This is a genomic window from Tatumella citrea, assembly GCF_002163585.1.
Taxonomy (GTDB): domain Bacteria; phylum Pseudomonadota; class Gammaproteobacteria; order Enterobacterales; family Enterobacteriaceae; genus Tatumella; species Tatumella citrea.
Map to the genome: position 1 here is coordinate 2468730 of NZ_CP015579.1, position 12420 is coordinate 2481149.

Here is a 12420-nt window from a genome sequence, read left to right on the forward strand (position 1 = left end):
TGTCATTTCTTAAGGAGAAGTTAATGAAAAAATTATTTATTGCCGCATTACTCACTACATTGTTATCCGGTGTAGCATTCGCTAAAACAATATCAGCGACCGGCAGCACCCTGGATGAAGCTCAACATAATATTGCTCAACAAGCAAAGCGACTGGGATATAAGGCATATCATATTACTGGTGCCAGTTGGCGGGATCACGTCTATATGACGGCGACATTGTCAGATAACAAGGACAGCAAATAAATACCAATAAATCATACCTGCGTATTTATCGACCTGCCCCCGGACTTAATCAAATAATTAAATTAACCATCGCTATGGACGGCGAACTTAATTAAATAATTTACTGGCCAATTGTCAGAATTGTTGTCTGAGTCCCGTTAGCTTAAGATTACCCGGACTCATAAAACCACACCGGGATTGGCGGTAGTATTGCGTTGACGACTCTCCGGCCGGTGAACAGCACCTGTAATTTCCCTGGCGGACATATCAACAGACACCCTGACCCGGTGAGCAGAACATTTCAGTATTACCTATTTTCAGACTGATTTTTAGCAGATTCAGCCATACCTCTGCGAGGTATAGCTGTTACAGTCAGGATAACTTTAACATTTACCCCGCAGTGAGTTCCGGGTTGTTTTATCTAAAAAGCGGCAAAACATTTACATTATCCGTCTAACCACTTCCCGGAGACATGACCAACACCTTACCTGTGCTCAGCTTTCGGTCTGTCAACCAAAAGCCAGAGCTATATTTCAGGAACGAAAATATCCCGGGTCTGCGTTCCCCGGGCGAATTCTGATTTACTTCTCCATCTGAAAGTGATCTAAAGTGAACGATTAACTCACTTAAGATTCATCCTGTCACATCAGGCTAACTGATAACCTTCCCTGCTCCGGACCTATGAATTCTATTCATAGCACCTATTTAACTGACGTAATTATCTTTAACCACAACTTCGTTAATCTGGGTTTACGGTGTGAACAGACAATTTAAAATGTATCAAGACGTGACCATAAGAAAGTAAATATTGCTGACTGACCTACCCCAGCCAGAGTCGCCGGGGCATCATCAGAAACGATTTAAATATTCTTTTCGAAGAAGACGTTCAGCTTTTGCAAAGCCTTGTCAACGTATGCAGGAACCCAATATGTCCCGATATGGGTAGCACCATCGGTCAGGAAGAGTTCTTTGTCCTTCGTACCGGTAGCTTTAGTGAACGCATCTTTCGTCATATAGAGCGTATCCGCTTTTGTTCCGGCAATCATCAGCAGTGGTTTATTGATGAGATTGATATGGTCCGTCACGTCAAAGTTCATCAAATCTATCAGGCTGCTGGTGGTGTATTTAAACGTGGAGTTCGGGTGTGCGTGGGTTTTCCAGTAGTACTCGTAACCCTGCCGGTATAAGGCAAAAGGTAATTTAGCTATCTGTTCATCAGTCAGGTTGGCATCACCGGAGTAACGCACTTCGCCTCCGGCGGCTTCCTGAGCACCTGTATCAGAAGCCTGCTGAAGACGCTGCCGGATACTATCCAGCTGTGAATTCTGCATACCATTGCGGCGCACAAGTTCTGAATTAAACATGCTGGTGGCGGATGAAACACTGAGCAATGCTCACTCCGACACTAAACCGGGACCCGGGTTAACTGACAGAATTGTCAGGGAGGCGTCAGCCTGACGTCATCACCCCCTCGATAAAATTATCGTAGGCAATCCCCTCTTCATTGATAAGGACGCTTTGCATGATCAGACACTTACGTTACCTCGGGCTGTTACTGCCCTTTTTTACGTTTTCATCCCAGGCTGCGGAGCAAAATCCCGCTGTCAATATCGCTCCCGCAGGAAGTCAGAAGCCAGTGTATGGGTCAGCCGAAAACTTTACCGGTCGCGTCCGGGTCGATCCGCTGTTCAAACCGGATAAGGATATCCCGGTTTCCGGGGCTTATGTCACCTTTGAGCCGGGTGCCCGTTCGGGCTGGCATACGCATCCGGCAGGTCAACGGCTTATTGTTATCTCTGGTGTCGGGCTCACCCAACAGGAAGGCCAGCCGGTGCAAGTCATCCACGCGGGTGACGTTGTCTGTTGCCCGCCGGGCGTCAGGCACTGGCATGGGGCCGCGCCTGGCAGCGCGATGACGCATATGGCGATAACCGGGATTGTGAATGGCAAGAGTGTTAACTGGATGGAGAAAGTGACAGATGAACAATATAACGCCCGTTAAAGCATTAGCGACAGCAGTACTGCTGACCTTGAGTTTGGGTCTCACAGCAAACGCAGCCACCGTCAATAAAGGAGCCTCAGAAATGAACCACCAACAAACCGTTTCAGATACACTGTCAGCCCGACAGCAGGCCATCCCATTGATTGCGGCAACGATGGCCAACAGTCAGATGGATAAGCTGAATGCGGCCCTGAATCTGGGACTGGACTCCGGACTCACCATTAACCAAACCAAAGAGATTCTGGTCCAGCTCTATGCCTACGCGGGCTTTCCCCGTAGCCTGAATGCACTTAATGAACTGATGAAGGTCGTTGAAGCACGTAAACAACATGGTATTAAAGACGTTGCGGGTAAAGAACCGGTTGCCCCAATCCCTGTCGGGGACGAGCTTCGCCGAGTCGGTATCGCAAACCAGACTAAAATTTCAGGCGCTCCCGTCAAGGGACCTCTGTTTGATTTTGCCCCCGTCATTAATCAATTTCTGCAAACACATCTGTTCGGCGACATTTTCGCCCGCGATAACCTCGACTGGCAAAGCCGTGAACTGGCAACGGTGGGTGCATTAGCCGCCACACCAGGCGTTGAAGCCCAACTGTTATCACATACGCGCGCGAGTATGCGGGTCGGTCTGACGGCATCTCAGCTGCGACAACTGGCACAGGTTCTGCGTGAACATGGCGAAAAAGATGCGGCTACGCGCGCTGAAAAGGCGCTGGATCTGGCGCTGGCAAAAAAAATCAGGAGCTGATTATGCAACATAACCCCTCCCGCAGGATGTTGATTACTGCGCTTGCCGGGCTATCTCTGGCCAACGTCTCTCTGGCATCGGCTGCTGCCGGAAACACAAACGTGCAAGGTAGCCGTATTCTGGTGGCATACTTTTCCCGCAGCGGTAATACACGGGTGATTGCGGGCGTCATTCACCGTGCCCTGAACACCTCTCTGTTTGAAATCGAACCGGCAACACCTTATCCGGAAGACTATTTCCAGACCGTTGAACAGGCAAAAAATGAGCGTGAACGGGGAGTAAGACCCGCGTTAAAAAATAGTGTCACAGATATCTCACGCTATGAGACCGTATATTTAGGCTTTCCCGTCTGGGGAACCAGCGTGCCTCCCGTAGTGCAGACATTTCTTAGCAGCCATAACCTTGCGGGCAAATTACTTATCCCCTTCATTACTCACGGCGGCTACGGTCAGGGAGACAGTGACGACATCCTTGCCAGTCTGGCGCCAACCGCCCGCCGGGAAAAACCGCTGGTTATGGAATGCGACCAGGAGCGCAGGACCACAGAAACGGTCACCGATTGGTTAGAAACCATACGCAGTTAATCGTCTGAATTCCTGAGTCTGTCAGATAAGGAGGACACTATCTTTTCGATCAGCCACGCCGGGACAGCGCCGGGCGTACTACTGTAGCAAGGACTATTTCTCCGGGAACGGATGAGCAGAGGTGGTCTTTACCCGAAAAATCCACCCATTCCTTTCGATAACCCGCTTCAATGAGTGGAAGGCTAACGCTATCGAATCCGGAAGAGTGAAGACAACCGCCGGATGAGTTCATGAGACTTTTGATAAACTGATAGCGACTTTCTATGATTAATTATCTATCGCGGTTTAATTATACTGACCATTCCCCTGAACCGGAAAACCAGCGCTACTCTATGGATAGTTTGTGCTTAATGAACCGGTCAGATGCTGAAAGCAGATCTATTGAGGTAAACCAATGAACTATGTCACGTTAAACTCTGGTCACCGTATGCCCCGGTTGGGCTTTGGCGTTTATCAAATAAATGATGCTGATGAATGTGAAAATGCCGTATATGAAGCAATAAAAGCGGGTTACCGACTTATTGATACAGCTGCCGCCTACCAGAATGAGAAAGCTGTTGGTCAGGCAATAAAACGCAGCGGAGTTGCGCGGGAAGATCTGTTTATTACCACCAAGGTATGGGTTCAGGATATGGGATACAGCCAGACCCTTCGGGCAATAGATCGCTCTCTGGAACGCCTGGGGCTGGACTACGTAGATTTGTATCTCATTCACCAGCCTTACTCAGATGTGTTCGGCACATGGCGGGCCATGGAAGAGAAGTTTGATGATGGTACGCTGCGCAGTATCGGCGTCAGTAACTTCTCGCCGGACCGGCTGGTGGATTTGACTGTCTTTAACCGGATTCCCCCCGCGCTGAATCAGATAGAAATCAATCCCTTTTATCAGCAGGAAGAGAACGTTTCATTCATGAAAGAATTGGGGGTTCAGCCACAGTCATGGGCTTCGTTCGCTGAAGGCCGTAACCATCTCTTTCAAAACCCGGTGTTGTTAAAGATTGCAGAAAAACATGGCAAAAGTGTCGCTCAGGTTGTGCTCAGATGGTTGATTCAGCGTGACATTATTGTGATTCCGAAATCTGTCAGCCCACAACGAATGAAACAAAACCTGGAAGTTTTTGATTTTCAACTCAGTGAAGAAGAGACCGACATTATCTCCCACATGGAAACGGGCGTAAGTTGTTTCCATTCTCATACCGACCCTGATCGTATCCGGAAAATTTCACAGATACGTTTTGATACGTGAAATAAGTGATCAGGCATATTTAAATTAATCAGACACTCATCGCTGCCCGGCATGAGAAACCGTGCTGAGCAATGGTTACGCTCTCTGGTTATGTTGCCCGGTTCAGGTCAATTATCTCATACCCGGGAAATGATCCCGCAGGGTCGTGAAGAGCTCCGGAATATATGACTGAGACGTAGATTTTCAACTCTCTGGTCGACCATCCAGGTCTGGGCAGCGCCGGGCGCACGACCAGATAAGAGGCTGTTTAGTCAGAAACGGATGAGCAGGGGTAGTTTAACCGGCCAGAGTCCTTTTAAAGCGTTCAGTTCTCTCACGACAATCAAACGCTGAATCGGTGCTTCCGTCACCAGGTGAGTAAATTCCTGCAAGAGAAAAATCTCCGGCAGAAATACGTCGTATTGAGCCTTCACTCATGAAGGCTCAATACGAAAATCAGCGTTAACGGTCGTGAATTTTCACACCGAGACAGCCACGCACAAATTCCGGGTTAAAGTGTTTCATGGCATCGCCAACGTAGCCTAAATCGAGTGAGCTGATTTGTTCCATCTCGCTCTCAGTCAGTGAGAAATCCCAGATGGCAAAGTTCTCTTCAATACGCTCCTGACGGGTGGATTTAGGGATAACCGTGACGCCACGCTGCACATTCCAGCGCAGTACAACCTGAGCAACCGTTTTCTTGTGGGCATCGGCAATTCGTTGCAGCATTTCATTTTCATACGGCTTATGCCTGCCGCCGCCTAATGGGGCCCAGGCTTCCGGTTGAACGTTGTAATACTTCATGGTTTCAAGGGCAACCGGCTGGGTGAAGTAAGGATGTAATTCAACCTGATTCACCATGGGCCTGATTCTGACGGTCTCACAGAAGTTTGCTAATACATGAGCATAGAAATTAGAGACTCCAATCGCCTTAAGTTTACCGGCATCATAGGCGTCTTCAAGTGCACGCCACGCGCTGAAATAATCGCGCATTGCCTGGTGCAGTAAATAGAGATCAAAATATTCCAGCCCTGATTTTTCTAAGGAAGCGTCGATACCTGCCCTGGCCATATCGTAACTGGCCATATCCTGTACCCACAGTTTTGAGGTAATAAACAGATCTTCGCGACGACATAAACCTTCGGCAATGGCCTCACGCACAGCGTCACCAACAGCATCTTCATTACCGTAAACGGCTGCGGTATCGATGAGACGATAGCCAGCACGAATGGCAGTCAACACTGACTGCTTACATTCTTCTTTATCTGTCACCTGAAAAACACCAAAACCGGCCATAGGCATTTTCAGGTTATTGTTTAATAATGAATAATCCACTATTGAATTCCTCTGTCATAGACGAATAATCATTTTAAAGTAAAAGGCAGGGGTGAGTTAGGGGTGAAATTCGATATGACATATGAATGAATATCATAAATGGTATTCCCTGAAATTCGACCCGTTCAAAAGCAATAAATTATCCCTCGATTGAGTGCTTGTTCGTGTTGCATTACGCTACACTACGCTCATTACTCTTTTTTGGCTGCAAGGAGCACAGGTTGGCACGGGAAAACCTTAATGATTTAATGGCGTTTATAGTGGTGGCGCGTGAAAAGAGTTTTACCAAAGCAGCGGCCCATTTAGGCGTTTCACAATCAGCGCTTAGCCATACTATTCGCACCCTCGAATCCCGTCTTGGGATGAAACTTCTGACCCGCACCACACGCAGTATTTCGTTAACCGATCTAGGGCAATCCATGCTCGATGACCTCGGCCCTTATATCGATGGTATCCAGGGGCGATTACAGTCACTGAAAGACCTCAACAGTAAAGCCGCCGGTACGGTACGTATCTCAACGTCGGATTATGCGATAGGCTCAGTGATATGGCCTAAGCTTGAACCACTACTTAAGGAATACCCGGATATTACTCTGGAGTTGATTGACGACTATGCTCTGACGGATATTGTCTCCGGCCGTTTTGACGCGGGTACACGACTCGGTGAACAAATATCTAATGGCATGATTTCAGTGCGCATCGGCCCGGATGTACGCTTCGCTGTGGTGGGTTCTCCAGACTATTTTTCCCGGCACACTTTGCCACAGCACCCTAACGATCTTATTGATCACAACTGCATCAATCTTCGGTTTCCCACCCACGGTAATTTGTATGTCTGGGAGTTTGAAAAAGAGGGTAAGAGCCTGAATGTCAAAGTCGGCGGTCAGCTTGTGTTTAGTCGTATCTATCAAAATCTGCAGGCCGCGACAGAAGGATACGGACTGGCACATGTTCCCCGCGATATCGCTGAGAAACAGCTCGCCTCCGGCGAACTGATCAGCGTCCTTGAAGACTGGTGCCCTTACTGGGAAGGTTATTACATTTACTACCCGGAAAATCGAAATCATTCGAAAGCTTTCGAGCTTGTGATTGACGCGCTGCGCCACTACAGACATCCCTGAATATGCTCCTGCCGGAGTATCCACCTACTCTTGTTCGCAGAAAAAAGCCAGCACCTGTTCAGGTACTGGCTTTTGTACATTGTCATCCGTTATGCGGTATTTCTGCCTGCAAATACTTCTTTAAATACAGGTAATGCCGAGAAAATGTTTGGCCAACCCGCCACAAAGGCCAACTGCGTCAGCACCTCTGAGGCCTGAGTCCGGGTCAAACCATTATTCATTGCACGGTTGAGATGATAAGGCACTTGTGCCACTTGTCCGGCGGTCACCAGTGCGCTGACGGTGACCAGACTCCGGTCCCGTGGTGCCAGACCAGGCCGCAGCCACAGGTCCTGGAATAGCGCATCCGTGGTGTATTTCACTACACCCGGAGATACCTCGCCAAAGTTTGACTCAACCATGGTGGCACGTTGGTTTTCAGACTCTTTATCCAGTGGGAGAAAATCCACTTTATCACCTGGCAATGATGCCGTATCAATATGGCGTTGCGAAAATACGTTACGTGCAGCCAGTGCCGCAGAGGTAGCATTTGGCCAGCCAGCATAAAATGCCAGGTGAGTAATGACCTCCGAAATTTCAGCGGGTTTTACGCCGCTATCCAGCGCCACATTAAGATAGTATGGAAGCTCAGCGGTATCATTACGGCTGATGAGTGCTGCAACCGTGACCAGACTGCGATCACGGCGCGATAGCTCCGGACGATTCCAGAGATCTTTCTCAATAAATCGTTGAGCATACGCCGCCATAGCGGGTGCGACTTCAGCAACAGCGCCATGTGCATCTTGTGGTATCATTTTTGAACTCCTGTTTTGCGTGGTATGGGAAATGCATCCGCTCATCAATAACAGAGGAACAATAGCCAGTAATACCCTGTTTATCATTCATGTTCTCCCGCCTGCAGATACTGATCATCACTGACTTTTTCAAGCCAGTTTACGTTTTCACCTTTGTCATTCGATTCCTGAATGGCCATATGAACCATCGTGGTGTTATCCGTAGCGCCGTGCCAGTGCTTAACCCCCGGTGGGCATTGAACAACATCCCCTGCGTGCACCGTTTTCCGTTCTCCACCCCACTCCTGTACCCAGCCGGTACCGGAGGTTATCACCAGCGTCTGCCCAAGCGGATGAGTATGCCAGTCAGATCGCGCACCCGGAACGAAAGTGACATAGGCTGCTCCGGTTCTTTGCGGTGCAACCGGTGAAAAAAGTGGGTCAATGTAAGCACGCCCGGTAAAGTGGTCAGCGGGTTCAGCAATCGTTAGTTCCTCTGTAATCTACGCGCTGATTGTTGCCAAAATATGCCTGTCAGGCCCCGCAGACTCCATCCTGAAAGACCGCTAAAAATATGAGCAACCGCTCAACCGAAGCGGGTGGACACTATTTTTATCAGAAAAGAACAGCTTGTTAATCGCTGTTATCAGAATAGAAAAATGAACAAAATTCATGAATCGCGACAGTTATTACTGCTGAAGAGAAGTTGTGCAAGCGGCAGCAAACGCACGCGACCGCTTGTCTATCAGTATTTATTCTGCGCTAAGCGAAGCCATATCAATGACGAAGCGGTGGGCCATGTCACCCTCGGCAAGACGGGCGAACGCATCGTTTATACTGTCGATATTAATCATTTCGCACTCAGGATAGACATCATGCTTTGCACAGAAATCCAGGACTTCCTGAGTTTCTGCAATGCCACCGATAAGCGAGCCAGCGACGCGGCGGCGCCCCATGACCAGAGGGATAGTGAGTGGTTCATCCATCATCCCCACCTGACCTACAATAACTAATGAACCATCAATATCTAATAGCGGAGTATAGATATTCAGGTCATGCTTAACGGGCACTGTATCAATAATTAAATCGAATGCGGCGGCTGAGTCCTGTAATGCCTGCGGATCAGAGGAAGGCAGAATACCTTTCGCACCCAGCGCTTTTGCTTCGTCTTCCTTGTTCTTATTGCGGCTGATGACGGTCACCACGGCCCCCATCGCGACGGCCAGCTTAACCGCCATATGGCCCAGGCCACCTAAACCTATCACGCCAATACGGCTTCCCGGACCAACATTCCAGGTACGCAGCGGAGAGAAGGTAGTAATACCAGCACAGAGGATAGGTGCGGTCTTTGCCAGGTCCATATTTTCCGGTACGCGCAGAACAAACTCTTCACGTACGACAATATGTTTGGAGTATCCACCCTGAGTGACTTCACCGCTAATGCGGTCCGGTGCGCCATAGGTAGGCGTCATACCGTTACGACAAAATTGCTCTTCGCCATGCTCACACTGATCACAGTGCATACAGCTATCCACCATGCAGCCAACGGCAACATGATCACCTGCATGATATTTTTTGACGTTCTGCGCCACGGACGTGACGACCCCTACTATCTCGTGTCCGGGGATCAATGGATAAGCCTGCGGACCCCAGTCGCCATTGACCGTATGCAAGTCTGAATGACAAACGCCGCAGTAGAGAATTTCAATGGCGACATCGTTTTCACGTAAATCGCGACGTTCAAAATGATAGGGAACAAGTTTCGCGTCAGAATCGTGCGCTGCATAACCAATCGTTTTCATAACTACCTCATATCGTGACGGAGAAAAGTGTCGCTGTTCATATTCAATCAGATAATGACGACAGACGACACATTACCGCCTGCAACTGACTGTTATTACTCACGCCCTTTTTAGTTCCGGTATCAAAATCAGGAAAGCCTCTGGTTAGCGCCTCCGGTTCCCCGGCCAGGGACACGGGAATGGCTGAAGGCGCCATGACAGATGCAAAGAATATTGATCAAAACATGCCTTACAGTAACAACATCGGTTTTATCCGCACAACCGCACAATTGCGATTTCATTAATGAAAAAAAATAATAAATCGCAGAGAGTCAGGATAACACCACTGCACCATTTAAAAGCAGACCGGGACACTCATTTTACAATCCGGAGAGCTAACCTGCCCGGAGCCGGACATGTCACTTAACGGATAACTGAGGAGCTCTGCTATGAGGGAATTGAGGACGATGCTATGGTTGTTATTGTCTGAGCGTTAATAAGGTATCGACAGCCAGGGATATAAATTACCAGGCGGATGCTTATGCGGGTTTAGCAGATTCACCGCGATTAACCCTGTTTGCTGGTATTTATGCTGCTGCGATATTTGCCGAAGGCATTCCGGTTACCTGCTCCAAATTAATGAACACATCTGATAAACCCTAGCTAATTACCCCATCTAATCGCATAAATAACTTTGCGCTATCCTTTTACTACTCAACAATCACAGGATAACGTCATGCAAACTGTAAAACTGAACAACGGTATTGAAATGCCCCTGCTGGGCTTTGGTGTGTTTCAGATGTCTGATGCCGCTGAATGCGAAAGAGCCGTACTTGATGCTATCGATACAGGATACCGCCTGATCTATACCGCCGCGTCTTACCAGAATGAAACCCAGGTCGGGAACGCACTGAAACAGACCGATATCGCTCGTGACGAACTGTTTGTCACCACCAAACTGTGGTTGCAGGATACTCATTACGAAGGCGCTAAAGCACAGTTCGAACGCTCCCTGAATCGACTGCAACTTGATTACGTTGACCTGTACCTGATTCACCAGCCTTACGGTGATGTCCACGGGGCGTGGCGTGCCATGGAAGAATTACAACAGGCTGGCAAAATTCGTGCTATTGGCGTCAGCAACTTCCATCCTGACCGACTGGCTGACCTTATCGCCTTCAACAAAGTTGCCCCTGCGGTAAACCAGATTGAAGTTAACCCCTTTAACCAGCAGCTTCATGCCGTGCCATGGATGCAAAGCCGTGGTATTCAGCCCGAAGCCTGGGCTCCGTTTGCTGAGGGTAAAAATGGCCTGTTCCAGCATCCCGTGCTGACGGCAATAGGTCAGAAGTACGGCAAAAGCGTAGGCCAGGTAGTACTGCGCTGGATCTTCCAGCGAGGCATCGTTTCATTGGCCAAATCGGTCCGAAAAGAACGCATGCAGGAGAACATCAACATTCTCGACTTTGAACTCAGCTCTGAAGAGATGCTGCAGATTACTGCCCTCGACACCGCCACCAGCGCCTTCTTCTCTCACCGCGACCCGGCGATGGTGGAATGGCTGACTGGCCGCAAACTGGATGTTTAAGTCGCGATAGAAGAGGTATTTATTCAATGCAAACACGTTATCTTGGTAAATCCGGTCTTGAAGTTTCCGCGCCTGGGCTGGGTTGTATGGGTTTAAGCCACGGCTATGGCCCGGCGACCGATACCCGTCAGGCAATCGGGTTGATTCGCGCTGCGGTTGAACGTGGTGTCACGTTCTTCGATACCGCTGAAGTGTATGGTCCGTTTCTTAATGAAGAGGTGGTCGGAGAGGCCTTAAAGCCGTTTCGTGACCGTGTAATCATTGCCACCAAGTTTGGTTTTACCTTCGGTGCGGACAATAAGCAGCAGATTTTAAACACCGTCCTGAGCATATCAGTGAAGCTGTGGAAGGCTCTTTACGCCGTCTTCAAACGGATGTTATTGATCCACCGCGTCGACCCGGATGTCCCTATTGAAGATGTTGCGGGTACAGTAAAAGACCTGATAGCTGAAGGCAAAGTTAAACATTTCGGTCTGTCCGAAGCGGGCGCACAAACCATTCGTCGTGCGCATGCCGTACAACCGGTTACTGCGTTGCAAAGTGAATACTCCATGTGGTGGCGCGAACCTGAGCAGGAGATCCTGCCGTTACTGGAAGAACTGGGCATTGGTTTTGTTCCGTTCAGCCCATTAGGTAAAGGCTTCCTGACAGGATCGATTAAGCCCGGAACAATTTTTGGGAAGGATGATTACCGCAGCACTGTGCCGCGTTTCGCTGAACAGGCGATTGAAGCCAATGAGAAGCTGGTTACATTGCTGGGTGAACTGGCTGCTGCGAAAGGTGTAAGCTCCGCACAAATCGCTCTGGCCTGGCTACTGGCACAAAAACCGTGGATTGTTCCAATTCCCGGTACCACCAAACTGCACCGGCTGGAGGAAAACCTCGGGGCCGCCGACATCATCCTTTCTCAGGATGACTTGCAACAGATAACCCGGGCGCTTGAAACGATTAACGTCGTCGGCGAACGTTATTCTCCTGAACATCAGGCTCGTGTAGGTCGTTAATACCGGACGGGTCCGCAGTCAGTAGCGGCCCCGTT

General features: G+C 49.1%; 12 protein-coding genes and 1 pseudogene. 8 read left to right on the forward strand and 5 right to left on the reverse strand.

Features of this window, described 5'->3' with window-relative positions:
- Positions 1–23: 23 nt before the first annotated feature.
- The gene (locus tag A7K98_RS11790) at positions 24–245 is read left to right on the forward strand and encodes a YdgH/BhsA/McbA family protein (protein ID WP_087488737.1); all 222 of its coding nucleotides are present in this window, start codon (positions 24–26) and stop codon (positions 243–245) included.
- An 839-nt stretch (positions 246–1084) separates the two neighbouring features.
- Here A7K98_RS11790 and A7K98_RS11795 read toward each other — a convergent pair.
- Positions 1085–1609: pseudogene (locus tag A7K98_RS11795) on the reverse strand (alpha/beta hydrolase); the annotation flags it as partial.
- Between the two features lie 137 nt (positions 1610–1746).
- Between A7K98_RS11795 and A7K98_RS11800 the strand changes: the two are divergent.
- The 4 genes from A7K98_RS11800 to A7K98_RS11815 all read left to right on the forward strand — a co-directional run bounded on the left by A7K98_RS11800 (position 1747) and on the right by A7K98_RS11815 (position 4804).
- The gene (locus tag A7K98_RS11800; protein WP_087488738.1) at positions 1747–2226 is read left to right on the forward strand and encodes a (R)-mandelonitrile lyase; all 480 of its coding nucleotides are present in this window, start codon (positions 1747–1749) and stop codon (positions 2224–2226) included.
- Positions 2204–2974 (forward strand): carboxymuconolactone decarboxylase family protein, encoded by a 771-nt coding sequence (locus A7K98_RS11805; protein WP_087488739.1) that lies wholly within the window; start codon positions 2204–2206, stop codon positions 2972–2974. Before A7K98_RS11800 ends, A7K98_RS11805 begins: the two co-directional genes overlap by 23 nt.
- 2 nt (positions 2975–2976) lie before the next feature.
- Positions 2977–3558, forward strand: coding sequence for a flavodoxin (locus A7K98_RS11810; RefSeq protein ID WP_087488740.1), 582 nt, complete (start codon positions 2977–2979; stop codon positions 3556–3558).
- Positions 3559–3952: 394 nt separating this feature from the next.
- Positions 3953–4804, forward strand: a complete 852-nt coding sequence (locus tag A7K98_RS11815; RefSeq protein WP_087488741.1) for an aldo/keto reductase — start codon at positions 3953–3955, stop codon at positions 4802–4804.
- A 441-nt stretch (positions 4805–5245) separates the two neighbouring features.
- Here A7K98_RS11815 and A7K98_RS11820 read toward each other — a convergent pair whose 3' ends face one another.
- Entirely contained in the window at positions 5246–6118 is an 873-nt protein-coding gene (locus A7K98_RS11820) for an aldo/keto reductase (protein WP_087488742.1), read from the reverse strand.
- Between the two features lie 221 nt (positions 6119–6339).
- On the opposite strand from A7K98_RS11820, the gene A7K98_RS11825 reads away from it, so the two are divergent.
- A complete protein-coding gene (locus A7K98_RS11825) occupies positions 6340–7239 on the forward strand; it encodes a LysR family transcriptional regulator (RefSeq protein ID WP_087488743.1) in 900 nt (299 codons plus the stop codon).
- 89 nt (positions 7240–7328) lie between these two features.
- Here A7K98_RS11825 and A7K98_RS11830 read toward each other — a convergent pair whose 3' ends face one another.
- From A7K98_RS11830 to A7K98_RS11840, 3 genes are all read right to left on the reverse strand, one after another.
- Positions 7329–8120, reverse strand: a complete 792-nt coding sequence (locus A7K98_RS11830) for a carboxymuconolactone decarboxylase family protein (protein WP_087488744.1) — start codon at positions 8118–8120, stop codon at positions 7329–7331.
- The gene (locus A7K98_RS11835) at positions 8117–8515 is read right to left on the reverse strand and encodes a (R)-mandelonitrile lyase (RefSeq protein ID WP_087488745.1); all 399 of its coding nucleotides are present in this window, start codon (positions 8513–8515) and stop codon (positions 8117–8119) included. The genes A7K98_RS11830 and A7K98_RS11835 overlap by 4 nt, the downstream gene beginning before the upstream one ends.
- A 249-nt stretch (positions 8516–8764) precedes the next feature.
- On the reverse strand, positions 8765–9814 hold the full coding sequence (locus A7K98_RS11840; RefSeq protein ID WP_087488746.1) for an NAD(P)-dependent alcohol dehydrogenase: 1050 nt from the start codon (positions 9812–9814) through the stop codon (positions 8765–8767).
- A gap of 715 nt (positions 9815–10529) precedes the next feature.
- Between A7K98_RS11840 and A7K98_RS11845 the strand changes: the two genes are divergently transcribed.
- The gene (locus A7K98_RS11845) at positions 10530–11381 is read left to right on the forward strand and encodes an aldo/keto reductase (RefSeq protein ID WP_087490480.1); all 852 of its coding nucleotides are present in this window, start codon (positions 10530–10532) and stop codon (positions 11379–11381) included.
- Between the two features lie 26 nt (positions 11382–11407).
- Entirely contained in the window at positions 11408–12385 is a 978-nt protein-coding gene (locus tag A7K98_RS11850; protein ID WP_157665936.1) for an aldo/keto reductase, read from the forward strand.
- Positions 12386–12420 lie beyond the last annotated feature (35 nt).